The 25650-nt window shown below is 68.5% G+C and carries 21 protein-coding genes and 3 pseudogenes; 11 read left to right on the top strand and 13 right to left on the bottom strand.

Annotation, left to right across the window (positions count from 1 at the left end):
* Nucleotides 1-22: 22 nt before the first annotated feature.
* Complete coding sequence (gene dnaN, locus ABXS69_RS00545) at nucleotides 23-1156, bottom strand: DNA polymerase III subunit beta (protein WP_366180692.1); 1134 nt, start codon at nucleotides 1154-1156, stop codon at nucleotides 23-25.
* A 630-nt stretch (nucleotides 1157-1786) separates the two neighbouring features.
* Entirely contained in the window at nucleotides 1787-3409 is a 1623-nt protein-coding gene (dnaA, locus tag ABXS69_RS00540; protein ID WP_366180691.1) for a chromosomal replication initiator protein DnaA, read from the bottom strand.
* Nucleotides 3410-3656: 247 nt separating this feature from the next.
* Here dnaA and rpmH point away from each other — a divergent pair, with 247 nt between their 5' ends.
* The 8 genes and pseudogenes from rpmH (at nucleotide 3657) to ABXS69_RS00500 (ending at nucleotide 9651) form a co-directional block, all read left to right on the top strand.
* Nucleotides 3657-3794: a 50S ribosomal protein L34 gene (rpmH, locus tag ABXS69_RS00535; RefSeq protein ID WP_017177846.1), complete on the top strand. Its 138-nt coding sequence runs from the start codon at nucleotides 3657-3659 to the stop codon at nucleotides 3792-3794.
* A gap of 4 nt (nucleotides 3795-3798) precedes the next feature.
* Nucleotides 3799-4164, top strand: coding sequence for a ribonuclease P protein component (gene rnpA, locus ABXS69_RS00530; RefSeq protein WP_366181601.1), 366 nt, complete (start codon nucleotides 3799-3801; stop codon nucleotides 4162-4164).
* Complete coding sequence (gene yidD, locus ABXS69_RS00525) at nucleotides 4161-4466, top strand: membrane protein insertion efficiency factor YidD (protein ID WP_366180690.1); 306 nt, start codon at nucleotides 4161-4163, stop codon at nucleotides 4464-4466. Before rnpA ends, yidD begins: the two co-directional genes overlap by 4 nt.
* Nucleotides 4467-4529: 63 nt before the next feature.
* A complete protein-coding gene (yidC, locus tag ABXS69_RS00520; RefSeq protein WP_366180689.1) occupies nucleotides 4530-5720 on the top strand; it encodes a membrane protein insertase YidC in 1191 nt (396 codons plus the stop codon).
* Nucleotides 5721-5783: 63 nt separating this feature from the next.
* Nucleotides 5784-6392: a R3H domain-containing nucleic acid-binding protein gene (locus ABXS69_RS00515; protein ID WP_366180688.1), complete on the top strand. Its 609-nt coding sequence runs from the start codon at nucleotides 5784-5786 to the stop codon at nucleotides 6390-6392.
* 2 nt (nucleotides 6393-6394) lie between these two features.
* Nucleotides 6395-7066, top strand: coding sequence for a 16S rRNA (guanine(527)-N(7))-methyltransferase RsmG (rsmG, locus tag ABXS69_RS00510; protein WP_366180687.1), 672 nt, complete (start codon nucleotides 6395-6397; stop codon nucleotides 7064-7066).
* 103 nt (nucleotides 7067-7169) lie between these two features.
* Nucleotides 7170-8180 carry a ParA family protein gene (locus ABXS69_RS00505; RefSeq protein WP_366180686.1) on the top strand — a complete coding sequence of 337 codons (1011 nt, stop codon included), beginning with the start codon at nucleotides 7170-7172 and terminating at the stop codon, nucleotides 8178-8180.
* A gap of 6 nt (nucleotides 8181-8186) precedes the next feature.
* Nucleotides 8187-9651, top strand: a pseudogene (locus ABXS69_RS00500) (ParB/RepB/Spo0J family partition protein).
* Between the two features lie 192 nt (nucleotides 9652-9843).
* Here the strand turns inward: ABXS69_RS00500 and ABXS69_RS00495 are convergent.
* From ABXS69_RS00495 to ABXS69_RS00445, 11 genes and pseudogenes are all read right to left on the bottom strand, one after another.
* A pseudogene (locus tag ABXS69_RS00495) lies at nucleotides 9844-10185 on the bottom strand (helix-turn-helix domain-containing protein); the annotation flags it as partial.
* A gap of 306 nt (nucleotides 10186-10491) precedes the next feature.
* Nucleotides 10492-11445, bottom strand: coding sequence for an ATP-grasp domain-containing protein (locus ABXS69_RS00490; RefSeq protein WP_366180685.1), 954 nt, complete (start codon nucleotides 11443-11445; stop codon nucleotides 10492-10494).
* A 9-nt stretch (nucleotides 11446-11454) separates the two neighbouring features.
* Entirely contained in the window at nucleotides 11455-12762 is a 1308-nt protein-coding gene (locus ABXS69_RS00485) for a PLP-dependent aminotransferase family protein (RefSeq protein ID WP_366180684.1), read from the bottom strand.
* Between the two features lie 246 nt (nucleotides 12763-13008).
* Entirely contained in the window at nucleotides 13009-14442 is a 1434-nt protein-coding gene (gene thrC, locus ABXS69_RS00480; RefSeq protein WP_366180683.1) for a threonine synthase, read from the bottom strand.
* 299 nt (nucleotides 14443-14741) lie between these two features.
* Entirely contained in the window at nucleotides 14742-15068 is a 327-nt protein-coding gene (trxA, locus tag ABXS69_RS00475; protein ID WP_366180682.1) for a thioredoxin, read from the bottom strand.
* A 47-nt stretch (nucleotides 15069-15115) separates the two neighbouring features.
* On the bottom strand, nucleotides 15116-16042 hold the full coding sequence (trxB, locus tag ABXS69_RS00470) for a thioredoxin-disulfide reductase (protein ID WP_366180681.1): 927 nt from the start codon (nucleotides 16040-16042) through the stop codon (nucleotides 15116-15118).
* 182 nt (nucleotides 16043-16224) lie between these two features.
* Complete coding sequence (locus tag ABXS69_RS00465) at nucleotides 16225-20184, bottom strand: murein biosynthesis integral membrane protein MurJ (RefSeq protein ID WP_366180680.1); 3960 nt, start codon at nucleotides 20182-20184, stop codon at nucleotides 16225-16227.
* A complete protein-coding gene (locus tag ABXS69_RS00460; protein WP_366180679.1) occupies nucleotides 20181-20786 on the bottom strand; it encodes a DUF6049 family protein in 606 nt (201 codons plus the stop codon). The genes ABXS69_RS00465 and ABXS69_RS00460 overlap by 4 nt, the downstream gene beginning before the upstream one ends.
* A 160-nt stretch (nucleotides 20787-20946) precedes the next feature.
* Nucleotides 20947-22146, bottom strand: a pseudogene (locus ABXS69_RS00455) (DUF6049 family protein); the annotation flags it as partial.
* The gene (locus ABXS69_RS00450) at nucleotides 22028-22687 is read right to left on the bottom strand and encodes a DUF6049 family protein (protein WP_366180678.1); all 660 of its coding nucleotides are present in this window, start codon (nucleotides 22685-22687) and stop codon (nucleotides 22028-22030) included. The pseudogene ABXS69_RS00455 and the gene ABXS69_RS00450, both read right to left, overlap by 119 nt.
* Complete coding sequence (locus tag ABXS69_RS00445) at nucleotides 22684-23193, bottom strand: NUDIX hydrolase (RefSeq protein ID WP_366180677.1); 510 nt, start codon at nucleotides 23191-23193, stop codon at nucleotides 22684-22686. Before ABXS69_RS00445 ends, ABXS69_RS00450 begins: the two co-directional genes overlap by 4 nt.
* A gap of 173 nt (nucleotides 23194-23366) precedes the next feature.
* Between ABXS69_RS00445 and ABXS69_RS00440 the strand changes: the two genes are divergently transcribed.
* From ABXS69_RS00440 to ABXS69_RS00430, 3 genes are all read left to right on the top strand, one after another.
* Nucleotides 23367-24902, top strand: coding sequence for a CCA tRNA nucleotidyltransferase (locus ABXS69_RS00440; RefSeq protein WP_366180676.1), 1536 nt, complete (start codon nucleotides 23367-23369; stop codon nucleotides 24900-24902).
* A 116-nt stretch (nucleotides 24903-25018) separates the two neighbouring features.
* Nucleotides 25019-25165 (top strand): hypothetical protein, encoded by a 147-nt coding sequence (locus ABXS69_RS00435; RefSeq protein ID WP_366180675.1) that lies wholly within the window; start codon nucleotides 25019-25021, stop codon nucleotides 25163-25165.
* Nucleotides 25166-25389: 224 nt separating this feature from the next.
* Nucleotides 25390-25530: a hypothetical protein gene (locus tag ABXS69_RS00430; RefSeq protein WP_366180674.1), complete on the top strand. Its 141-nt coding sequence runs from the start codon at nucleotides 25390-25392 to the stop codon at nucleotides 25528-25530.
* Nucleotides 25531-25650 lie beyond the last annotated feature (120 nt).

Genomic DNA, 25650 nt, shown 5'->3' with positions numbered 1-25650 from the left:
GAAGCCGGGGCCTCGCGCCGGGTCAGGCGCCGAAGCGGATCGGCATGATGAGGTAGCGGAAGGAGGAGTTCTCCTCTCCGCCGATCGCGCTCATGCCGGTCAGGACCGCGGGCTTTGAGGCGTGTGTGAAGTCGAGGCGCACGTAGGGGTCGGAGATGGCGCCGAGGCCGTCGAGGAGGTATCCCGGGTTGAAGGCCGTGGCGATGTCCTCGCCCTCCAGGTGCGCCACGATGCTCTCAGAGGCCTGGGCGTCATCGCTCTGGCCGGCCTCGAGCGTGAGGCTCCCCTGGGAGAACGACATGTGGATCGGGGTGGAGCGCTCGGCGACGAGGCTGACGCGCCGCACCGCGGCCATGAGCTCCTCCCGCCCGACGGTGGCGTGGATGAGGGTCTGCTCGGGGAAGAGCCGCAGCACGGGGGGGTAATCGCCGTCAGTGAGCAGGGAGGTCGTGCGGCGCCCGCCTGCCTCGAAGCCGATGAGGCCCGAGGAGGTCCCGCCGCCGTTGGTCAGCGCCAGGGTGACATCCCCTGAGGAGGTGAGCGATTTGGCCACATCGGACAGCGTGCGGGCCTTGAGCAGGGCGGTGGTCTCGAGGGAGGAGTCCGACGGCGTCCAGGTCATCTCGCGCACGGCGAGCCGGTAGCGGTCGGTGGCCATGAGGGTGAGGGCGTCGCCCTGCACGTCGACCTGGATGGAGGTGAGCAGCGGCAGGGTCTCGTCGCGGGAGGCGGCGATGGAGACCTGGGCGACCGCCTGGGCGAGGTCGTGGGCGTCGATCGTGCCGGCCACCTGGGGCATGGGGGGCAGCGCCGGGTAGTCGTCGGCGGCCATGGCGGCCAGGGAGAAACGCGAGGAGCCGCAGGTGACCATCACCTTGGTCCCCTCGAGCTCGAGGTCGACCGGCTTGGCGGGAAGGGCCTTGGCGATGTCGGCCAGCAGGCGCCCGGAGACGAGGACGACGCCCTCGGTCTCGATGTCGGCCGGCACCTCGCAGTGGGCGGAGACCTCGTAGTCGAAGGAGGCCAGGACCAGCGTCGACCCGGAGGCCTCCAACCGCACGCCGGCCAGGACGGGCACAGGCGGACGGGCGGGAACGGAGCGGGCTGTCCAGGTGACAGCCTCCGCGAGGACATCGCGGTCGACCCTGAGTTTCACTGTGGCCCCCTGAGGAGAGTGCGGACAGACAACATCGGCGAGTGTAGACGGTTTGCGCTCGGCGCGCCTCGTGCGGCAATGGCGCGTGAGTCCTCCGGGCACTCGGGCTAGGGCGTCGGGCTCCTCGTTGGCGAGGCGTGTGATTCGGGCTGGTGTAGTGGGTTTGTAGGTGTAGTAGGAGGTGTGGATCCTGTGGGAAACGGGACTCCGCGCTGGCCACGGCCTGATGGGGATGTGGAACTACAAAGGAGTGGTTCGGTGCCCCGGGGCGTGGCAGGGGTGGAGGGGCCCGGGAGCGCCCAGGGCCGACTCACAGCCGGCCTCGGTGAGCGCCACAGGGTGGGGGCCGGCAGTCCACGGCGCGCACGACGTTATCCACAGGAATGTCCACAGAAGTGGATCACTGATCAAAAATCACATGAGTCACATGAGTCACGCAGGCCTCATGGCAGTGTCGATCCCTGTCAAATCAGGCAAACTCATTCCCCGCCCCTATAATCGAGACCGGTCGAAATAACGATCGAAACCGGTTCAGAGGGCGCGGCGACGGCGCCAGCGCCCCCGTTCCCACGCGGGCCTGTGGAGAGAGGACCGGTCTCGCTCCTATTTTCGACCGGTCTCGGCGAGGGATCAGGCCTGTTCCAGGGCCGCCTGCTTGATGCGGCTGGTCATCTCCGTGACCTGGTTGAAGGTGGAGCGGCGCTCGGCCATCTGCTGGCGGATCTTCTTGTCCGCGCTCATGACGGTGGTGTGGTCGCGCCCGCCGAACTCCCGGCCGATCTTGGGCAGGGAGAGGTCGGTGAGCTCGCGGCACAGGTACATGGCGATGTGGCGCGCGTGGACGATGAGGCGAGAGCGGTTGGCGCTGCACAGGTCATCGACGGTGATGCCGAAGTAGTCCGCCGTCTGCGCCATGATGAGGGAGGTGGTGACCTCCTCGCCGGCGGGGTCGGAGATGATGTCCCGCAGGACCATCTCCGCCAGGGTCTGGTCGATCGTCTGCTGGTTGAGCGAGGCGAAGGCGGTCACGCGGATGAGCGCGCCCTCGAGCTCGCGGATGTTCGTCGTCACCCGCGAGGCGATGTACTCCAGGACGTCCATGGGCAGGTCGAGTCCCTCGGCCCGGGCCTTGAGCGACAGGATCGCCATACGGGTCTCGAGGTCCGGGGGCTGGACGTCGGCGAGCAGGCCCCACTCGAAGCGCGAGCGCAGGCGCTCATCGAGGTTGTTCATGGCCTTGGGCGGCTGGTCCGAGGTGAGGACCACCTGCTTGCCCGCTGAGTGGAGGGCGTTGAAGGTGTGGAAGAACTCCTCGAGCGTCTGCTCCTTGTCCGCCAGGAACTGGATGTCGTCGACGAGCAGGATGTCGACGTCGCGGTAGCGGCGCTTGAAGGAGTCGAGGCTGCCGTTGTCGCGGTTGTCGCGCACGGCGGCGATGAAGTCGGCCGTGAACTCCTCGGAGTTGACGTACTTGATGCGCGTCGTCGGGTCGAGCGTGCGCGCGTAGTGGCCGATGGCGTGGAGGAGGTGGGTCTTGCCCAGCCCGGACCCCCCATAGATGAACAGGGGGTTGTAGGCGCGCGCCGGGGCCTCGGCGACGGCGATCGACGCCGCGTGCGCGAATCGGTTGGAGGAGCCCGTGACATAGGTGTCGAAGGTGTAGCGCGGGTTGAGGGTGGAGCCGTCGGGGCTCGCGGGCGCCGTGGCGGCGAAGGGATTGGACCCGGTGCTCCCCGTCGAGTGCCCGTGCCCGCCCATCGAGAACTCGGTGCGCCCGGCCACGAGGGATGACGACGTCGGCTGGGGCAGGGGGGCGCCCGACGCCACCGATGATGGGGAGCGAGTCGATGGCGATGATCCGCGCTCGACGACGGTGGGGTGGACCACCGGCGGCGTGACGGGCGGCGCCGGTGGGACCGAGGACATGGCGGGCATGAAGGGGTTGCCGGCCAGTCCCTGCTCGGCGCTCGGGGCCGACGGCGGTGGCGGGGGCACGGGATCCCCGGAGGTGTCGATCATGACCTCGAAGGGGACCTCCTTGCCCCAGGTGGTCATGAGCGCTCGGCCGATGGGATCGCGGGACCTGTCGATGATGTCCTTGGCGAATGAGGAGCCCGCGACGAGGACCAGGGTGCCATCGACGTCGATGACCCGGGTCATGCGGATGATGGACACCTTGCCCTGGCCGAGCTCGCCCGAGGCCGCGAGGACCTCGAGAGCCGAGTGCCACTTGGTGACCGCGTCCTCGAGCACGTGGTTCTCCTGAGTGATGATGAACGGATCTAGGCGACGAGCCTAGCGCGCGGGGGCCCCTCCCGCCGACGTGGCCCGTTTCTCACCCCCCAGCAGCACAAGGGGTTTGACCCGTCAGAGCGCCGAAACGTATTGTGGTGCGGACGTTCGCGTGGAGTCACGCCCCTGACCCTGGGGCCGCCACTGCGGGCGACAGCGCCGCGGTCCCGCGTCGCGCTGTTCCACGTTTCCGACCAGGAGTATCCCCGTGAGCAAGCGGACCTTTCAGCCGAACAACCGCCGTCGCGCCAAGGTGCACGGCTTCCGCAAGCGCATGAGCACCCGCGCTGGCCGCGCCGTTCTCGCCTCGCGTCGCCGCAAGGGCCGCGCGCGTCTCGCCGCCTGAGGTGATCCCGGCCGCGCATCGGATGCTGCGATCGGATGATTTCTCGATCGCGGTGAGGTCCGGCGCGCGCAGTGGAAGCCGTAGACTAGTCGTTCACTACCGCGTCGGCGGGGCCGGGGACACCAGTCCCGGACTCGTCGGCGTCGTGGTACCGAAGAAGCAGGTGGCCAGGGCCACGCACCGCAATCGCATCAAGCGCCGCATCCGGGCCCTCATGCGGGCGCGGATCGGGGGGGTCGAGCCCGGCTCGAGGATCGTCATCCGAGGGCTTTCCGAGGCGGACGGCGCCACGAGCGCTGAGCTCGGCGTCGATCTCGATCGCGCGCTGGCCCGCTGCCGTGATCTGGCGGGGAGGGGACGACGTCGATGACCGACTCATCCGGTGCCCGTCCCTCGCTCCTGGTCCGGGCCATGACGGCCTGCGTGTGCGCCTATCAGCACTGGATCTCCCCGGCGATCCTCGCCAGGTGCCGCTACTACCCGACGTGCTCGTCCTATGCCGTCGAGGCGCTGGGCGCGCACGGCGCCCTTAAGGGCCTCGCGCTGGCGGCCTGGCGGGTCCTGAGGTGCAATCCCTGGAGCAGGGGCGGCGTCGACCATGTGCCTGACCGGGGTCAATGGCGCTACCACCACCCACACGACATCCCCCGCTTCGAGCTCGAGAAGGGCTGAGCGGGACCAGCCGGATCATCCGGCAGGCGGTTCCCTCCCGCCAGACGCATACAAGGAGTGCAGATGGACGCGATACTGTGGCCTATCAAGGTGGCTATCGCCTGGGTCATGGTCCTTATCCACCAGGCCCTGGTCGCCATCGGCCTGCCCGACGGGGCGGGCATCGCCTGGGTGCTGTCGATCGTCGGCCTGACGATCGTGGTCCGCCTGCTCATCATGCCGCTGTTCGTGCGGCAGATCCGCGCCCAGCGGGGCATGCAGCTCATGCAGCCCGAGCTCAAGGCCATCCAGGAGAAGTACAAGGGCAAGAAGGACCCGGCCTCCCGCAAGCGGCAGCAGGAGGAGATGATGGCCCTCTACCGCAAGCACGGGACCAACCCCATGGCCTCCTGTCTGCCCATCATCGTGCAGATGCCGATCTTCTTCGCCTTGTTCCGCGTGCTCGCGTCCCTGCAGAATGTGGCCGATGGCTCCTACTCCCGCGGATCGATCGGCCCCCTGACCGCCGAGCTGGCCGAGCAGGTGCAGGACTCCACCGTCCTCGGGGCGCCGCTGTCCTCGTCCTTCATGCATGCCAACGGCGATCTGACGGTCCAGATCGTCTCCGTGATCCTCATCTTCGCCATGTCCGCGAGCCAGTGGTACACGATGGCGCAGATCACCACCAAGAACATGCCGGACTCGTCCAAGACGGACGACAACCCGATGATGCGCACTCAGAAGATCATGATGACGGTGATGCCCATCATCTTCGCGGTCACGGGCATCAACTTCCAGATCGGCGTGCTCATCTACTGGCTGGTCTCGAACCTGTGGACCATGGGCCAGCAGTTCTACACGATCCGCCGGATGCCGGCCCCGGGATCGGAGGCGGAGCGCAACTACCGGGCCAAGCAGAACGCCAAGCGCGCGGCCAAGGGCCTGCCCTCTCTCGAGGAGGAGGAGGCCGCCAAGCGCCTCGCGGAGGCCGAGGCCGCCGGTAGGACTGGGGGCCAGCGCGTCCAACCGGTGCGCAAGAACCGCCAGAAGAGGTCCCTGCCGGCCACCGTCGAGGAGGCCTACGGCGCGGCGGGCTCTGAGGACAGCGCGTCGGATGATGACTCGCAGGCCTCGACGACGTCGGGCTCGGCCAAGCATGGTGGTCTCACCGAGCAGGAGATCGCCCGGCGCCGCTACGAGCGCAAGGCCCGCGCGCGCCAGCAGGCGGCCGCCAAGCGCAAGGCGCAGGCCAACAAGCAGCGAAAGAACCACTGATCTGGGCCACGAGCCCGGCCCACTCAGCACCGCATTTCGAAGAAGCGAAAGAACGGATAGATCGTGACGGACAACACTGACAACGCGGTATCGGCCCCGGCCGTCTCCAACACCGTCAAGCGCCTGGAAGAGGAGGGCGAGATCGGCGCCGACTACCTCGAGGAGCTCCTCGACATCGCCGACCTCGGCGGGGACATCGACATCGACGTCGATCACGGCCGCGCCTCCATCGCCATCGTCGCCTCGGAGGAGGGCGATGAGCGCGAGCTCGCCGACCTCGTCGGCCGTGACGGTGAGGTCCTCGAGGCGGTTCAGGAGCTCACCAGGCTCGCCGTCCAGGCCCGCACCGGTAACCGCTCGCGCCTCATGCTCGACATCAACGGTTATCGCGCGGCCCGGCGCGAGGAGCTCACCAAGATCGCCGCCGAGGCCGTCGCTCGGGTCCACGCCTCGGGTGAGACCGTGTCCTTGGCGCCGATGAATCCCTTCGAGCGGAAGGTCTGCCACGACGTCGTCGCCGCGGCGGGGCTGGTCTCCGAGTCCGAGGGCGCTGAGCCGCACCGCCACGTCGTCATCATGCTGCCCGAGGAGGACGAAGAGCCCGGAATCGACGATGCCGGCAGCGCTGACAGTGCTAACAGCGCTGAGGTCGGCGAGCAGGGCCAGGACTGAGGATGGGGCAGGATCAGGAGGACGCTGGGAGCGCCCTGGGGGACCTGGCCGCCGAGGTCGAGCAGCCGAGCGAGGAGATGCGCGAGATCTTCGGACTCGGCTTCCCCGCGGCGGAGCACTTCGCCCAGATGCTGGTCGCCGAGGGCGAATTGCGGGGTCTTCTGGGTCCTCGTGAGCTCCCGAGGCTCTGGTCCCGCCACCTCGTCAACTCCGCCGCTGTCGGCCCCTTCCTCCCCTCTCGGGGGACCGTGGCCGACGTCGGATCCGGTGCGGGTTTCCCTGGGATCATCATCGCGATCATCCGACCAGATTTAGAAGTATCTCTTATTGAAACGATGGAGCGCCGCGTAGCATGGCTATCCGACGTTGTCGAAGAGCTCGGCCTCGACAACGTGACGATTCACCGTGCCCGGGCCGAGGAGATGAAGGAGAAATACGACGCCGTGACCGCGCGCGCCGTCGCCAATCTCTCCAAGCTCGTCCGGCTCACGGCGCCGATGCTCCGCCCCGGGGCGAGCCTCCTCGCCCTCAAGGGGGCCAAGGCGGACGACGAGGTCCGCGATGCCAAGTACGTCATTAAGAAGGCGAAGCTCCTGCCCGCTGTCATTCATGAAGTCGTCACCGCCGGCGACGACGTGACGAAAGTCGTCCAGGTTCAGCGCCCACGTCGTTGAGTTCGTCTCGCGCCCACCAGTGGCTCGCAGTACTCCTGCCGTAGACTGACGGGACAGACGGTGCCCCTTGAGGTACCGTGCGCCGTCGTTGGAGGAGAGCAGCGTGCCGGGATCCATCTTCGATCAGGTCCGAGCTGATCACTCGACACTGAACGAGCTGGCCGAGGGCGGGTTCCAGCCACCTGAGCAGACCCGGGTGATCGCGGTGGCCAACCAGAAGGGCGGGGTCGGCAAGACGTCGACCGCCGTTAACGTGGCTGCTGCCCTCGCAGAGGCAGGTCTTCACGTGCTGCTCATTGACGCTGACTCCCAGGGCAATGCCTCCACCGCCCTCGGCGTGCCCCACGATGAGGAGCACGCATCGATCTACGACGTCCTCGTGGATGGCATGCCGTTCAAGGACGTCGTCGTCCAGACGCGCTTCGCCCCGACCCTCTACTGCCTGCCCGCCACGATTGACGTGGCCGCTGTCGAGATCGAGCTCATCCACACCTCGTCACGTGAATCCAGGCTTCGCCTCGCCCTTGAGGACTACCTGCGCTCCCGGTACGAGGATGGGCAGCCCCGAATGGACTACATCATCATTGACTGCCCCCCGAGCCTGGGCATCATGACGATCAACGCCTTCGTGGCCGCTAACGAAGTGCTTATCCCGATGCAGGCCGAGTACTACGCCCTGGAGGGCCTGGCGCTGCTCAGCCGCTCTATCGAGCGGATCGCCAAAATCCACAACCCCGTTCTCGCGGTCTCCATGATCGTCCTGACCATGTTCGATGGGCGCACCACTCTCGCCAGAGACGTGGAGGCGGAGGTGCGGACCTACTTCCCCGATGCCACACTCGATACGAAGATCCCGCGCTCGATTCGGGTGGCGGAGGCCCCCTCCTTCGGCTCGCCCGTGGTGTTCTGGGATCCACGTGCCTCAGGCGCTATCGCCTACAAGCGACTCGCCTGGGAGATCGCCGACCGCGGCGTCGAGGGATGGCAGACGCGGCGCGTGGTTCGTGAGGCCACTGAGGGCTCCCACAACCCCGAGGTCGAGGACACGGGGATCACGGGAAACGACAACAGCAACGACGCCGGTACGGCGGACAACAACTCGAAGGAGGCCTGAGCACAGATGGCGCAGAAGAAGCGCGGACTCGGTCGCGGGCTGCAGGCCCTGATCCCGGAGGCCCAGGCGGAGGCGCCCGCCAGGCGCCCCACGGATGTCTTCTTCCCAGAGGGGCGCGCCGCTCGCGCCACCAAGGCGGACGACGGCGTGAAGGCGAAGATCGGCAACGATGAGAAGAAGCCCGGCACCGCGGAGAAGTCCACGGCATCCGGGCATGCCGCACACACCTCCGCGGATATCGCCGCCACTCTCCTCGCCCCGTCGAAGAGGGCGTCGAAGAATGGGCGGAAGGGCTCGGGCAATCGGAGTCGGCAGCCCGTGGAGACCAAGGACGGGAGCACGAGCGTCGCGGCGAAGCGGCCGGCGAGCGAGATCGAGAAGAAGGCGGTGAAAGCCGTCGACGATGTTTCACGTGAAACCGCTCAGAAGGACTCCGATTCTGGGAAGAATCCGGTTTCACGTGAAACCGACGCTCCCGCCGTCGAGACCACTGATGCGGCGGTCGCCCAGGCCGGCGATGTCAATGGCGCTGAGGCACAGGACGCGGTGACCGAGGAAGTGACCGTCGAGGATGGCGGCTCGGTGACGATGCCCAGTGAGAGCAGCGACGACGACGAGCAGGGAGAGGACCCCAGTGGGCTCGTCCCGGTTCCAGGAGCGACCTTCGCGGAGCTTCCGGTGGAGCTCATCTCACCCAACCCGAGGCAGCCACGACAGGTCTTCGATGAGGAGGATATCGAGGAACTCGCATCCTCCATCAAGGAGGTCGGGCTCCTCCAGCCCGTCGTCGTCCGCCGCATCGATGATGAGGAAGGCACGCGCTATGAGCTCATCATGGGTGAGCGCCGTCTGCGCGCCTCGAAGCATGCTGGCATTGAGACGATTCCTGCGATCGTCCGCTACACCGACGATCAGGACCTCCTCCGTGACGCCCTGCTGGAGAATCTCCACCGCGTTCAACTGAATCCCCTGGAAGAAGCAGCGGCGTATCAGGCGCTCCTGGAGGACTTCGGCTGCACTCATGCTGAGCTTCTCCCGGAGGATCGCGCGTTCACGCTCTCAGATCTCCAACACCCTGCGCCTCATGAAGCTGCCGGGAACCGTGCAGCGTCGGCTCGCCGCCGGCGTGCTCAGCGCAGGGCACGCTCGCTCCCTCCTCGGGCTGCCGGACCATGACGCGATGGAGACCCTCGCCGAGCGGATCGTTTCCGAGGGGCTCTCCGTGCGGGCAACGGAGGAGCTCGTCGCGCTTCACGACGAACCCGCCACTGCCGCGAAGCCGAGTTCTCAGCGCAGTCGCTCGCTTCCCCTCCCCGCGCTCTCCACTCGCCTCTCGGATGCCTTCGACACCCGGGTGAAAGTGGTTCGAGGCGCCAAGAAGGGAAAGATCACCATCGAGTTCGCGGGTGAGGATGATCTTGCTCGCCTGGTTGAGGCCCTCGCGCCGGGCACCTCTCTTGACGAGGTCTGAAGGTTTTTCAACTGACCCACTCGATCGTCGCGCCGCCAATCCTCTCGATTGGCGGCGCGACTGTTTCACGTGAAACGGCGGCGAGGCCGGACGATGATGCGCCGCTAGGTGTACTGATCGGGGATGTTGGTTAGCCGGGTGATCGGTGGGAGGTTGTCGCGGTTTTGATCGCCCTGGCGGTGTCCCACGAAGCGCCAGCCCCAGGCGTGAGGCGAGCTGGACGGGTCGTTCCCTCAACCTGAGCCGAAGGCTCACGCGCCGTTTGACGATCCGCTGAGGTGTCTTGCTCGGGCTGTGGCGTGGTCGTGATGAACGGTCCTGCATCGACTCCCCGGCGCGGTATCGGTCGGTCCAGCGCTTCACGGTCGGCCAGGACACCTGGAAGCGGGCGGCGGCCTCGCTGATCGGGACGCCGTTGCCGACCACCAGGCGGGCGATGATCAGACGGTGCCTCGGGGTCAATGCTGCGTTAGCGTGGGACGCGAGAGGGCCTTCCTGGCTTGAGCGGTTCTGTCGCGACTCCCACTCAACCAGTAAGGCCCTCCCCATACTCACACAACCGGATCGCAGTCCTTCAACCAACCTGTCTGACCAGTACTCCTAAGCGCCGGAAGACGAGTTGTGCCGTTTCACGTGAAACGGCTCCCTATCGCGCGTCAAGGGGCGGTTTCACGTGAAACAAGGCGTCCACGGGTGCGTCACCCGATGTCACCGCGGCCTCGGTAGGCGTTGACGTGTTTCACGTGAAACGCTCTGGTCGATGACGAAACGCCCTGAACGAAATGATCGCCCCGATGCGCGATGAGCGCATCGGGGCGATCAGCCGTCGGATAAGGATCGCTAGAGGAGAGGTGCGTGTACGAGCGCGTCGTAGAGGCTTGGAAGGTCGCCATCCGCCTCGGCGGCGAGTGGGAAGAGACTCGTCTCGGTCATGCCCGGAGTGACATTGACGTCGATGAACCAGGGCGTTCCCGCCTCATCGAGGATGAGATCGGTCCTGGAGACGTGGCCGAGCCCCAACGTCGTGTGAACGACGATGGCGGTCTCCTTGAGCCGTTCAATGGCATCCTCCGAGAGTCGCGCGGGAACGAAGTACTCGGACCTGCCGGGATTGTAGCGGGCGTCGAAGTCGTAAGCCCCCTCGGAGAAGACCTCCACCGGTGGGAGCGCACGTGGACCTGAACCGGTGTCGACGACGGATACTGCGACCTCAGTACCGGCGACATACTTCTCGATGAGCGCACGCTCGTCGTAGGCGAAGCAACCCACCATCGCGGAGCGGAGCTGATCTGCGTTCGAGGCGAGGGATACGCCGAGTCCTGAGCCACCCTGATTCGGCTTCACCACTACCGGGAGCCCGAGATGGTCGGTGACCATGCCTAGCACCTCCTGGGCACCCATCTGGGCGAAGTAGTCCTTGGGGAGCGTAAGCGAGTCAGGAGTGAGGACGCCCCCGGTGCGAACAGTGGCCTTGGCCGTAGGCTTGAACGAGGCTCGCTGGCAGCCGTCCGAGTGTGTGCCGATGTAGGGAAGCTGAAGCCCGATGAGCACATTCTGGAGTCCGCCATCCTCCCCGTGTCCACCGTGAACCAGCGGCCACACAACATCGGGGCTGAAGGCGCGCAGGGAGGAGATCATGCGGGCATCCACGTCGAGGACGATGACGCTGTGGCCGAGGTGGCGGAGCACCTGCGCCACACGGTTCCCTGAGCGCTGGGACACTTCTCTCTCATGGCTGAGGCCGCCAGCGAGGACGGCGATACGCAGGGGCTCGGGTGATGTCGCGATTGTCATGGAACTACCTCAGATCTGGTCGGGGGCGGGAGCGGATACGCCGGGGCTCGGCTCAGAACGCGCCGGGCCGAACAGCTGGACGAGTTCAAGATCGCGGGCCACGACTTCCGAGAGTCGGCGGACCCCTTCTCTGATCTCCTCCGGTTCGGGATAGCAGAAGGAGAGCCTGAGGTGATCCTCGCCGGATCGGCCACCCGCGAAGAAGGCGGTCCCGGAGACATAGGCGACGAGATTCGTGACGGCCCTGGGAAGCATCTCCTTCGCATCGAGCCCCTCGGGCAGACCGAGCCAGACATAGAAGCCGCCGTCGGGAGTGTTCCACGTGCAACTGGGGAGATACTCCTCCAGGGCTGAGATCATGGCGTCCCTGCGACGGCGGTACATGCCGCGGAACTCGGAGATCTGCGCACGCCAGTCGAACTGCTCGAGGTAGGTGGAGATCGAGTACTGTCCCATGGAGGAGGGGCAGAGGATCGCTGCCTCTGAGGCGAGTTTCATCTTGTCTCTCACTGCCGGCGGGGCCACCGCCCATCCCACGCGGTAGCCCGGGGCAAAGATCTTCGAGAAGGAACCGAGGTAGACCACATCATCCGGTGCGATCGTCTTCAGGGCCGTATAGGTCTGCCCCTCGAAGCCGAGAAGGCCGTAAGGATTGTCCTCGACGATGAGTACATGGTGGCGACGGCAGATCTCGATGACCTGGGGACGCCTCTCCTCCGAGAGCGTGACTCCTGCGGGGTTGTGGAAGTTGGGGAGGCAGTAGAAGAACTTCACGGTGCGCCCCTGGCGCTTGAGCGATTGAATGCGCTCCTCCAAGGCCTCGGGGATGATGCCCTCGGCATCGATGGGTACCTGTTGCACGTCCGCCTGGTAGGTGGCGAAGATGGACAGGGAGCCGACATAGGTGGGTGCTTCCGCGAGCACCACGTCTCCCGGGTCGATGAACAGCTCGGTGATGATATCGACGGCCTGCTGGGAGCCGGTGGTGATGATGACATCCTCGGGATCAGCGTCGATCCCCTCCAGCGCCATCACCTCGGGGATCTGCTCCCGAAGACGGGGTAGGCCCTGCCCGTTGCCGTACTGCAGGGCCTTGCCACCGTCCTTGCGGAGCATGGTCGCGGTGGCGTCGGCGAGCCGTTCGAGGGGCAGGTCTTTGAGATTGGGCATGCCGCCGGCGAGTGAGACGACCTCGGGGCGGGCCGCCACGGCGAACAAGGAGCGTGTCTCTGAGGCGCGCAGACCATGGGCGCGCGCTGCGTAGTTGTCGAGCCAGGGATCGAGCCGGTTCCCTTTCACATGCTGCGGGTCAGTCACGTCATCGTCCTTTCCGGGCGGGCAGCCCTGCTGTGCTCCAAGTCTGCCACGCCCGGTGTTGACCTCAGATTCCCTCCTCCGGATGAGCGACGGGGCGGTGTTTCACGTGAAACACCGCCCCGAAGTGAGAGCGCGACGGACTGAGTGCTCGAAAGTGAATCGACTCGGAGGAATCGCCGTGTTTCACGTGAAACACCGCCGGGCGTTTCACGTGAAACAGGTCCCTTAGAACTGGGTCCTCCGGGCTCAGCTTCGATGAAGCGCTGAGCGCGTGATCAGCGCGCGCAACTCCTCCTCGCTGTTCGGGATCTCGATGACGTGCTGCTCCTTGCTGAGGAGCTCCCGCACGGAGACCGGTGGTTCAGGCGCCTCACCGAGGGCCTCTTCCACGGTCTCGGCGAACTTAGAGGCGAGAGCGGTTTCCATGACGAGCGTTGGGTATCCCTGCTCCATGTGGCGTAGAGCCACCGTGACGCCGTCAGCGGTATGAGGATCGATAAGCGCACCGGCCTCCGCATGGACGCGCGCGATCGAGGCGAGACGATCCTTGTGCGTTGACGTGCCAGAGACGAAGCCGAAGACCTCATGCATGTCCCCGAGGCGGTCGGTGAGATCGAGGGAGCCGGACTCCTCCAGCGAGGTCCAGCGAGCGATGAACTCCTCAGGACCAAGCAGCTGCCACACGAAACGCTCCAGGTTCGAGGCCCGTGAGATGTCCATGGAGGGGCTCGAGGTGGCCAGGGTCTCGGCGGCCGAGCGAGGGCGGTAGACGCCGGAGGTGAAGAGCTCATCAAGGACATTGTTCTCATTCGTCGCCAGGATGAGCCGGCGGATCGGGAGGCCCATGCTCCTGGCGAGGTGACCGGCGTAGATATTGCCGAAGTTCCCAGACGGCACTACCACGTCCACGTGGAACGCCCTCCTCTCCTCTGCCACAACGCCGTCGGAGGATCGCAACCACGTCCAGACGTAGTAGACCGCCTGGGCGACAATACGGCCGATATTGATCGAGTTCACCGCGCCGAGGCTGTGCTCAGCCTTGAAGGCGGCATCGTTGCTGAGGGCCTTGACGAGGGCCTGACAGTCATCGAAGACCCCGTCCACCGCGATATTGTGGATATTTGGATCGACTAGGGAGTACATCTGCGCGCGTTGCACGTCGCTCATCCTCCCCGCGGGCGAGAGCATGAAGACGGAGACTCCCTCCCGAGCGCGGAACGCGTGCTCGGCGGCCGAGCCGGTGTCGCCGCTCGTCGCACCGAGGATGTTGAGAACTCTCCCATCGCGTTCGAGCACGTAAGGGATCGCTTGCCCTAGGAACTGCATGGCCAAGTCCTTGAACGCCATCGTGGGCCCCTCGGACAGCCCGACCAGGGCGAGGCCGGGAGCGACGCCGTCGAGCGGTTTCAGCGGAACCACGGGACTCGGGAAGCGATCCGCTCCATAGGCCGCCGAGACGATCGCGTGCAGATCGGCCTTCGGGATGTCGGTCGCGAAGAGACCGATGACGGTCGCTGCCAGCGCGGCGTAATCGAGAGAGCGCCACTCCTCGAGGATGTCCGCGGTGATCGTGGGAATCGTGGCGGGAACAGCCAGCCCACCATCGGGTTCGAGTCCCATGAGGAGAGTTTCAGTGAAACTGGTGGAAGGTGCCTGGCCGCGGGTGGAGATGAACTGCATGCTGCTCCTCGCTGGTCGGAGTGGGATGGAAGTCGTGCTCATCGTAGGACGACGGCGCTCGTCGAGGTATCGGCGCCCATCGCGCAGGAGGTGTTTCACGTGAAACGCCACGATGCGGCAAAAGAACAGTGCTCTCAAAATAATAGGTAGCACCAATTAATATAGTGTGGAAAAGATGCTCCGTATCGACAATAGAACCGTGCCCCCCACCCCACGAGGGGCGGAGGGCACGGCACTGGATCGCGTGATGCTGAGACGACGCGCAGCCGGAGCGGTGAGCTCTCCTGCGCGCCCGGTCGTCAGCCGAGGGCCTTCTCGATCTCCTTGAGGAAGGCGGGCTTGGGACGGGAGCCGGAGAACTGGTGGACGGTCTGACCACCCTTGACGACGGCGAAGGTCGGGATGGAGGTGACGCCGAAGGACTGGGCGACCGACGGGTTCTCGTCGATGTCGACCTTGACGACCTTGAGCTTGTCACCGAGCTCATCCGCGACCTTGTCCACAACCGGGGCCATCTGGCGGCAAGGACCGCACCAGGGCGCCCAGAAGTCGATGAGGACGGGAAGCTCGGAGGCGGCGACCTCGGCCTCGTAGGTGGCGTCGGTGACGGTGAGTGCGCTGGACATGAAATCTCCTAATGAATGGTCGATGAGAATGGAAAGAAAGTAGATGGTCAGGCGGTGAGTGACGCGATGTAGTGCTCAGCGTCCAGCGCGGCGCGGCAGCCCGAGCCAGCGGCGGTGATGGCCTGCTGGTAGGTGGCATCGGCGACGTCGCCACAGGCGAAGACCCCGGGGATGGCCGTGCGCTGGCTGGGCGCGTCGACGACGATGTAGCCGGCGTCGTCGAGCTCGAGGACGTCCTTGACGAGCTCGGAGCGCGGGATCTGGCCGATCGCGACGAACAGGCCCTCGGCGGGGATCTCGCGGCGCTCCCCGGTGACGGTGTCCTCCAGGGTGACGGACTGAAGAGCATCCTGCCCGCCCAGCGCGACGACCTTGGAATTCCAGGCGAAGGAGATCTTCGGGTCCGCTTCGGCGCGAGCAACCATGGCGGCGCTCGCCCGCAGCTGGTCGCGGCGGTGGACAATGGTGACGGAAGAGCCGAAGCGGGTCAGGAACGTGGCCTCCTCCATCGCGGAGTCGCCGCCTCCAACGACGACGATCGGCTTGTCCTTGAAGAAGAAGCCGTCACAGGTGGCGCAGTAGGAGACCCCGTGGCCGGAGAGCCGGTCCTCGTCGTCGATCCCGAGCTTGCGATACTCCGAGCCCGTGGAGATGATGACGGTGCGAGCCTCGTAGACGGCGTCGTCCGTGGTGACTCGCTTGATGTCACCGGTCAGGTCCAGCGCGGTGACGTCCTCGTAGCGGATGTCCGCGCCGAAGCGCTCAGCCTGCTCCTGCATGTGATTCATGAGCTCGGGACCCATGATGCCCTCGTCGTACCCAGGGTAGTTCTCCACCTCCGTGGTGTTCATGAGGGCGCCCCCGGCTGTCACGGAGCCAGCGAGCACGATGGGGCTCAGCTGTGCGCGCGCGGTGTAGATGGCGGCCGTGTAACCGGCGGGTCCGGAGCCGACGATGACGACGTCGTGGATCATGACTCTCCTGTGTGCGAGAAAGTGGGCAGCGTCAGCCGTTGCAACCAACGATGAAAACCGCTTGTTCCCGCCCTGTCGCCTATCGAAGGGTGATCTCGGTGATAGTGGCCTTGTTCTTGCCGTCGTCGGGGGCCACCGGCAGCTCGGTGATGACGATGACGACCGTGTCCGTCGTGGTGGCGTTAAAGGAGAAGGACGTGGCGCCCGAGGTGAAGGGGCCCTCCGCCAGCAGGGTGCCCCCCTCGGGGTCCTGCGCGCTGGTGGCGCGGATCTGGACGTGACCGCCCTGACCGGTTCCCTGGAGGTTGATCCCGGAGACGGGGGTGGCCTGCTTCAGGGTGACGGCGATGCTCACATTGCCCAGTCCTGTGGGCTGGTTGGACCACTGGGTGTACCAGTCCTTGGAGGTGTCCCCGTCGACGAGGCGGCCCTCGAGCTTCCGGATGCTGGCCGCTCAGGCTCTTCGCGCCGGTGATGGTGATCGGAGCCCGGGAGCGGGGCGCGTCCCCTGCCTGGCCACCAGCGCCGGGGGCGGCCGCGGCGGTGGATGGCACCGTCCGCGCGGCGGGCACCTCCTTCTCCACGAGGGGCACGCCCAGGAGCTGGAGGATATTGGTGATCGCGAAGTAGGCCACGACGAGCACGACGGCGAGCAGCCCGACGATGATTCTCGTCGAGACGCGGCTGTTGGTCTCCGAATCCTCATCGTCCTGCGAGCCGTCATCGATGTCGTCGATGATGCGGGGCAGTGAGCCGGAGGTGTCGAGGGGCTCCAGGAGCGTCGGCGCGGGGCGGGCTGGCGGGATCGCCTGGGTGGGTGGCGCCACCGCGGGGGGCGGCGGGGCGGCCGCCGCACTGGCCGATGCCGCCGGGACCGTCGGCGGGGGCGGGGCCGCGCTCGCGGCGGCCGGCGTGAGCGGCGCCGCCGTGGAAGTGGCGGGTTCTGGCGCGCTGGAGGCGGCCTCCGCGGAGGCCGCGCTCGCCGCCGACCTCGCGGCCAGGGCGCGATTGGCGGACAGGCCGCGCAGGCGGCCGAGAACGGTCTTGGCGGCCTCGGCCGGCGCGGGAGGCGTCGCGGACCGGGCCGATGACGCGGGAGCGGCAGAGGAGGCCTGCGCGGGAGCCTGCCCCAGGGCCGTGGGCGCCTGCGGAACGAGGCCCAGGAGATTGGCCGTGTCCCAACGGCCGAGCTGGTGGGCGACCTCGGAGGCGGAGATCGGCGCCTGGTCGGTGAAGGACCTGGCGGCGAGATCGTCGAGCTCCTTCTCCGAGGCGAGCGCGGGAACGAACGACGAGGGGCGGGCGGGCACGCCCTCGGAGGTGGGCGCGGGCGCGATGCCGGCGCGCTTGCCCGGCCAGCGGCGCGTCAGCCCGAAGTAGAGGAGCTCGACGAGCGAGCGGGCGTCGGCGCGATCGCAGTCGAGCGGATCACCGCTGGACTTCTCCAGGTCGAGTGCCGCGGCCTCGATGCCGACGCCGGAGATCCGTACAGTGCCATCGGGCAGCACCCGCACGGACTCGGGGGCGAGGTTGAGGTGGTGCAGTCCCCTGCGGGAGGCCGCTTCCAGCGCCTGGGCCGCCTCCCCGACGATGGCGCGGACCTGGGCGGGGCTCAGGCCCTCGCGCACGAGCGAGCCGAAGGAGCGGCCCGCCACGGACTCGGTGACGATGAAGGCCGGATTACCGTGCTCGACGTCGTAGACCCGCTGCAGGCGGGCATCCTCGATGAGGGCCGCGCGGGAGGCGGCATCGAGGATCTCGTCGCGATGCGGTGTGGCGCCACTGAGAGTCAGGACTACGACCTCGCGCCCCAGGATCGCGTCGCGGCCGAGATGCCGCACGATACGGGGCAGGGTGGCGGGCATCGCGGCCGTCAGCGCGTAGCGCCCCGACCCGATGGGCTTCGCCTGATCCATGCCGTCCATGCGGACACTGCCTCCCGTGCTGTCGGCTATCTGTGTGTTTGAACTTATCGTAGCGGCCCCCGGGGTGCTGACAGCGAAAGAATCGGGACCAGATGGGGAGGCCTGCCCTGCCGGGGCTCCGGATTGCGGGATCGCCGCGGGCGCTAGCGGGCCTGGGAAGGCGAGCGCTGGTCCGGTGGCGAACGCGTCGGCGCTCCCCGCCGGGGCGATGGACGGCGGGAGGGCGGCGGGGGGCTCGCTCGCGGCGGGCGCGCCCCCCACGGGGATGATGGGCGGCTGGACGTGGGGCTGGTCCTGCGCGGGAGCCGCGGGGGTCGGTGCCGCCGTGACGGGCGTGGGGCGCGCCGGGGCCATCCTCAGTGACCCGCCCAGGCGGGTGAGGGCCCGGCCGGCGCCACCGGGGAGCACGCTCCCGGCCTTGGTCACGATGCCGGCCACCGGGTTCATGAGGATCGAGAGCTCATCAATCCGCAGGGCGCGGGCCGCGGCGAGGTACGCCAGGGTCATGATCGCCCCGACGGTGAGGACGACGAAGATGGCGTCGAGGGCGGCGGCCCCCATGAGGTGCCCGTCGGCGTCGCCCAGGAGCTCGCGCACCCCGATGCCCACGACGACCGCGGGGATGACCGCGGCGATGAGTCGCAGGTGCGTCGAGATGACCCGCGGGCTGTCGAGGTCGGGCAGGTGGCGGCGCATGAGCGGAACCACGACGGCCACCGCCCCGGCCTGCGCGACCGGCGACGAGATCGCCGCCCAGAGCATCCAGTGCTGGGGCTCGGCCAGGAAGTACGTGAGGAGGCAGAAGACCACCGGGATGACGCCCACGGTGATGTCCGCCCGCACGAGGCGGCGGGTGTCCCCGTAGGCGAGCAGAACCCGCTGCGTGGTGAACCAGATCCCCTGGACCACGATGCCCATCGCCAGGGCCACGAGGATCGGCGCGGCCGCGCGGGCCTGCGCCAGGGATACCGAGGGCACGAAGGCCTGGAGCGCGGGCGTGGCCAGGACCGCGATCCCGGCGCTGGCCAGCACCGTGAACACGGCCACCGAGCGCAGCCCCAGGGAGAGGTCATCGCGCACGCCGGCGCCGTCGCCCGCCGCGGCCTTCTCGCTCATGCGGGTGAACAGCGCCGTGACCACGGAGGTCGTCACCAAGGACTGCGGGAGGATGTAGATGAGGAGGGCGTTGTTGTACATCGTCGTCGAGGGGACGATGACTCCCTGGTCGGCGATCTTCTCCGCCGCGGACACGGCCCGTGACCCCAGGTTCATGACGGCCCAGTCGCCCAGGGCGGCGACGATGATCCCGATGAGCGCCCACCCGGCGATCTTGGAGGTGTCACCCAGGCCCAGGCCCCGAACCCCGAAGATGATGCGCGGGGTGAAGCCCGAGCGGCGCAGTGGGATGTAGAGGACGAGCGCCTGGATGACGATGCCCAGCGTCGTCGTTCCCGCGATGAGCGTGATGCGCATGGCGTCCCACTCGGCGGGGCCGCCGTCTGATCCCGCGTAGCGGCCGTAGATCGCCATGTAGGCGATGAGCGAGGCGATGGAGATGACGTTGTTGACCACGGGCGCCCACATGTAGGGCCCGAAGACGTGGCGGGCGTTGAGCACCTGCCCCCACAGGGCGTAGAGCCCGTAGAAGAAGACCTGCGGCATGCACCAGAACGCGAAGGCGTAGCCCACTGGGAGCCACCGCCCCAGACCGCCGCCGTAGAGGTAGATGATCAAGGGCGCGGCGAGGGTGAGCAGCGCCGTGACGGCCAGGATGAGGGCGCCGGCGGCGGTGAGCAGCCGGTTGACGACCTCCTCGCCGTTCTCGCGCCGTAGCGCCCGCACGATCTGCGGGACGAGGACGGCGTTGAGGATGCCTCCTACCAGCATGTTGTAGAGCTGGTTGGGCAGGGTGTTGGCGATGTTGAAGGCGTCGGCGGCGCCGGAGGCCGTGGCCCCCAGGGCGGCGATGAGCAGGGCGTTGCGCACGAGCCCCAGGAGGCGGGAGGCCATGGTCCCGACCATCATGACCACCGAGGAGCGCATGATCGACGTCGGCTTGGGGGCCTTCCGGCCCTGGCTCGGCTCAGGGGCGACCTGGGGAGCCCGGGCCCGCCCGCCGGGCCGATCCGGCGCGACCGGCCCGGTGACCGCGATCGGCCGGCCCCCCTGGCGTGGTCGGGGCGCCGTCGGGGCGTTCTGGGCGTGGGCGGGGGTCATGCGTCTCCCTCCAGCTCGGGGTCGCCCGCGAGCGGGGCATCGGGCACAGCGCGCCTGCCGCGCCGGACGGTTCGGTAGATGCCGGCGGCCAGCAGGATCACGAGGACGCCTGTGACGATCCGGGTGCCCCGGCCCTCCCAGTCGGCGCGCACCCGCATGCGCAGTCTCGCCGAGGTACCGACCTCGGTGCCGTCCGAGGACAGGATCCTCGCCGTGAGGCTCGCGTTACCCGAGCCGACGGCGGTCACGGGCACGGAGGCGACGGCCTGGCCCCCGGCGGGGACCACCACGGAGACCGTCTCCTTGGTCTGGAGCCGTGGTGAGCCGGAGATGACCTCGACCACCACGGTGGAGTCCTGCGTGAGGGACGAGGAGACGCGGATCGGCAGCTGCGCCTTGTCGCTGATGAGGTTGATCGTTGAGGTCGGGGTGATCTGCAGGGCGTTGACCACCGAGTTCGCGGCGGCGTCGGCGCCGGCGATGAGCGCCGCGCGGCCGGCGGTGTCCGACCTCCAGGCTGCGGCGGACACGGAGGAGACCAGTTGGGCGCGCGTGCCCATGATCGCCGCGGGGTCTTGGAGGACGGAGCTCGTGGCGCTCACGCGCTGCGCGGTGGCGCGGGCCTGGGAGAAGCTCGGGATCGCTCAACTCGGTGTCGGTGATCTTGATGTCCGGTAGCGCGGCGCGGCCGGGCTCATCGTCCTGGGCGGCCTGATGGTCGGCGTCGGCGCTGAGATCGGCCAGGCCGGCGGGCGTCGTCCAACTGCTCTTCCTCAGCGCGTCGACCCGGGCCCCCAGGACCGTCGGCGAGGTCGTCGAGGCGGTCCGGCGGTCAATGGCGATCACCGCGTCCCTGCCCAGGTTCGGGGCCTGGCGAGTGAGGATCGCCGTCTGGGCGCGCAGGTACTGGCGGGTGTCGATCTCGCTCAACGACTGCGTGGAGGACTGCGTCTCCAGGCTCCCCGCGATCCCGGCGCTCAGCGCGGCATCCGGCAGGAGGACCGTGCGACCCCCCAGCGAGGCGATGCCCGACGGCGTGTAGGTCAGCGGCTCCGTGACGCTCATATCCCCCGGGGAGGCGACGACGACGCTCGTCGACTCCGGCAGGGCTGACAGCGTCTGGGCATCCAGGGGGCCCGCGGGCCAGGCCAGGGAGGTGCTCGCGCTCGCGCCGGCCAGCAGCGAGCCGCTCGCCCGGGTCGTGGCGGTGGTCATGAGCTCCGTGGCGCCCAGATGGGTCAGGGCGGAGACATCGGCATCGCCCCAGGGAAGGGCGACGACATCGCCCTTGCCCTTCGCTCCCGATCCTGTCAGAGCCCGGTACAGGGAGCCGGCGAGCTCGGTGAGGTCGTCCTCCGCCAGATCCCGCGGGGCCGCCGATGGCGAGGCCGTGGGGCTCGGCGAGCCACTGGGGCCGGCGGACGCGCTGGGCGCGGGGGCTGGCGGCGGCCCCGATCCCCCGGAGCCCGCCGTGGCGGCGGCCTGGAGGCGCTCAGGAGTCATTCCGAGCGCGTCGATGAGGGCCGGGTCGATGGCCAGGACGACGCCCTCGCCGGCGAGGTTGAGCATCCCCGTCACGCGCTGGCGCAGGGCGTGGATGGAGGGCCCGGAGCCCGGCGAGGCGACCGGGGGTACGGAGTCGGGCCCGGCGGAGGGGCTCGGCGAGCCCGTCGCGATGGGCGCGGCGCTGGAGCCCGGGTCTCCCGACGGGGCGGCGGAGGCTGAAGCGATGGGGCTGGCCGTCGGGGTGCTCGTCGCCTTCGCGGCGTTCTCAGCGGCGTCCTCAACGGCCTGCTCCGCCTGACGTTGCTCGGTGGTTCCCAGGTCCGCCAGGAGCGCGAGCTCAGCGGGGCTGGCGGTGACCGGGATGACGACGGTGACGCGGCTGGGATCCACGGACGCGCCGCTGTCCCACAGCGAGATGGCCCGGTCCTGGGCGAGCGTTGAGCCGTTCTGCGCCAGGGTCACCTGGATGCCGCGAGGGCCCCATTGATCGGTGTCCGCCAGGGGGAGGTCGGAAGCTCTTGACGGTCACGGAGAAGCGCTGGGAGGTGCCGGGGGCGACGTCGGAGCCGAGCGCCTCATCCATCGCGGTGACGAGCGACGTGCTGCGCTCACCGGCGAGCCAGGAGCTGAGGCCCCTTGTGGAGACCTCCGTGGAGCGCTGCGCCTGGACGACGATCGAGGCGCCGGACAGGTTCGTCGTCGTGCCGTTGGCGATGGTCCCGGTGATGCGCAGGTCCTCCCCCGAGTGCAGGATCTCAGGGGCCATGGCGTCCACCGTGAGGGTGATGGCGCCGGCGGTGATGGCGGGGGCGGTCGGGCTGGGGGCGCTGGGAGCGTGATCGGCGGGCAGGACCTTGACCGCCTGGGCTCCTTCCCGCGCCAGCGGCCCCGCCGGTGACACGGGCGCGGCGAGGGCCGGCCCGGCGATGATCATGGCCGCGCTGGACAGGACGGCCGCTGCTGAGGCCAGCAGGCGCCGCGCGCGACGCGGGCTCATCCATCCCCCACGAGGATGTCGCGGGCGGCGGCAACGATCCTGCGCTCATTGGGATAGGCCAGGCGCTTGCCGACGTCGTCGAGCGGCACCCAGGCGACGTCCTCGGCCTCATGATCGGGGTCGTTCTCCGTGGTCAGGTCACCGCCGACGGCCTCGAGCAGGAAGTGGTGGACGACCTTGTGGACCCGGTGGGCGTCGCCCGCGAACCAGTAGTCGATCGTCGCCAGGTGGCGCAGCACGCGGCCTGTGATTCCCGTCTCCTCGGCGATCTCGCGAACGGCCGCCTCCTCGGCGGTCTCCTCACCCTCCAAATGCCCCTTGGGCAGGCACCACTCCAGGCGTCCGCCGCGGTTGCGGCGCGCGATGACTGCGGTGAAGGCGCGCCCGCCCTGGACGTCGACGACGAGCCCGCCGGCGCTCGTCTCATCGACGACGGGCAGGCCGCGCGCGCTCGAGCGCCGCGACGAGGAGCCGGCGCGGGGCTTGCGAACGCGGTGAGAGGGCATGGGGACACTCTAGGCTGTCCGGGCCTCTCGGTCGGCGCAGTGCGCGCCGAGGCGGGCCAGGTGCTCCTCACACGGATCTCACACGGGCTTCCGCGATCGGCCTGGGGACGGCCCTGCCCGCCCCGGGGCTTCCACGGGAGCCGGCCGGGCGGGCTCATGGCAGGCTTGTCCCGATGACTACCTCCCCAACCAGCGCCTCCTGTCCGGCCCACCCCACCCCCTCCCTGACGCCCACCGCGCGCGACGCCCTGGCGGGCCTGCCGCCGTCGCTGGCCGCCCTCGGGCACGCCTTCTCGCGGGCCGGCCACGAGATCGCGCTGGTGGGGGGGCCTGTGCGCGACGCCTTCCTGGGCGTGGCCCCCCATGACCTGGACCTGACCACCTCAGCCCGCCCCGAGCAGACCGAGGAGCTCCTCAAGGCCTGGGGGGATCAATGCTGGGACGTCGGCCGCGAGTTCGGCACCATCGGGGCGCGCAAGGGGGGCGTCGTCGTCGAGGTCACCACCTACCGCACCGAGGCCTACGAGGTGGGTTCGCGCAAGCCCGCCGTCTCCTACGGGGACACGCTGGAGGGGGACCTCACGCGCCGCGACTTCACCGTCAACGCCATGGCTCTGCGCCTGCCCGATCTGGAGCTCGTCGACCCCCACGGGGGCCTGGCGGACCTGGAGGCCGGGATCCTGCGCACCCCGGTCACGGCCGTCCAGTCCTTCGACGACGACCCCCTGCGCATCATGCGGGCTGCCCGCTTCGCCGCCCAGCTCGGATTCGACGTCGAGCCCGATGTCATGAGCGCCATGGAGGAGATGGCCCACCGCCTGGAGATCGTCTCCGCCGAGCGCGTGCGCGCCGAGCTGGAGCGCCTGCTGCTCGCCCCCGCGCCCCGCCGCGGCCTGGAGCTCATGGTGCACACCGGCGTGGCCGACGTCGTCCTGCCGGAGCTCGCCGCGCTGCGCGATACAGTTGATGAGCACAAGCGGCACAAGGACGTCTACGAGCACACCCTCGTGGTCCTCCAGCAGGCCATGAACCTGGAGACCGGGCCCGACGGGCCCGTGCCCGCCCCGGACCTCGTGCTGCGCCTGGCCGCGATCATGCACGACATCGGCAAGCCTGCCACCCGCCGATTCCTGCCCGACGGCACCGTCACCTTCCACGCCCACGACATCATCGGCGCGCGCATGGCCAAGAAGCGGCTGACCGCCCTGCGCTTCGACAAGCAGACCATCAAGGACGTCGCCCGCCTCGTCGAGCTGCACCTGCGCTTCCACGGCTACGCCGACGCCGCGTGGTCCGACTCGGCCGTGCGCCGCTACGTCGCCGATGCCGGGCCCTTGCTCACGCGCCTGCACCGCCTCACCCGCGCCGACGTCACCACCGGCAACCGCCGCAAGGCCGCCATGCTCTCCCACGCCTACGACGACCTGGAGCGTCGCATCGACGAGCTCGCTCAGGCCGAGGAGCTCGCTGCGATCCGCCCGGACCTGGACGGTGGTCAGATCATGGCCGAGCTCGGCCTGCCGCCCGGGCCCATGGTCGGCAGGGCCTACCAGTTCCTCATGGATCTGCGCATGGAGAGGGGGCCGCTCGGCGAGGACATGGCGCGCGAGGCGCTCCACGCCTGGTGGGCCGCCGTTCCCGCCGAGGCCGGGCGCCGGGACAGGGGCCGGGACGCCAAACGGGGGAAGAAGGGCGAGAAGGGCTCATAGGGCCCGGAATGCGGGGAGCTACAATGAGTTGTGACGGCGCTCATGGACGGAAGGTGAATCCCATGGAACCTCGGCCCACTCCCCGCTCGCGCCCGAGTGCCTGGCGGGAGCCGCAGGTGAGGATGCTCGTCGCATGGTGCCTCGTCAGCTCTCTGTGCTACGCGTTCCTCCCGCACGGCTGGCTCGACTCCGTCCGGTGGCTCCTCATCGCCGCGCTCGTGGCCATCATCGGCTGGATCGTCGCTCTGCGGCTGCGCCGCTGATGCCCCGCCGCGCCTCGGCCGCAGTGGACTGCTCAGTGAAACCGACGCGCGCGTGCTGGCCCACGACCCCACTGGGGGAGGGGCACCCTCCTGCCAGCGCCTGTTCCCGAGCTCGCTTGCCGGTGCCGCGGGCGGGTCGCGGCTCGGGACGGCGCGTCTAGTATTGAAACGTCCTTTATGCGCAGGCCGGGGAACGCGGCTCGCGCACTGGCGAGCGGAACCTCATGAGCACTGACTCCCCCTACAACGACAACGGGGGCCATCCGCGCCGGTACGACATCGATCCCTGGCGCAAGTGGGCCTACTACGGCGGTGTGGCGCAAGGGCCTGGCCGGTGCGGGCATCATCCTGTCTCCTCAGGGTGAGGTGCGTGACGCCGAGCCCTGGAACCGCTCGAAAGGAGCTCAGGACCAGCAGCGTCATGAGGAGGTGCCCGCTTTGGGTGGGCTGGGTGCTGGCCGTGGTGCCGGAGGTGAACCGCAGAT

The sequence above is a fragment of the Actinomyces timonensis genome, assembly GCF_040702965.1.
GTDB classification, from domain to species: domain Bacteria; phylum Actinomycetota; class Actinomycetes; order Actinomycetales; family Actinomycetaceae; genus Actinomyces; species Actinomyces timonensis_A.
Note: the sequence above shows the minus strand (reverse complement) of the source record. Positions and strands in the feature narration are given on the sequence as shown.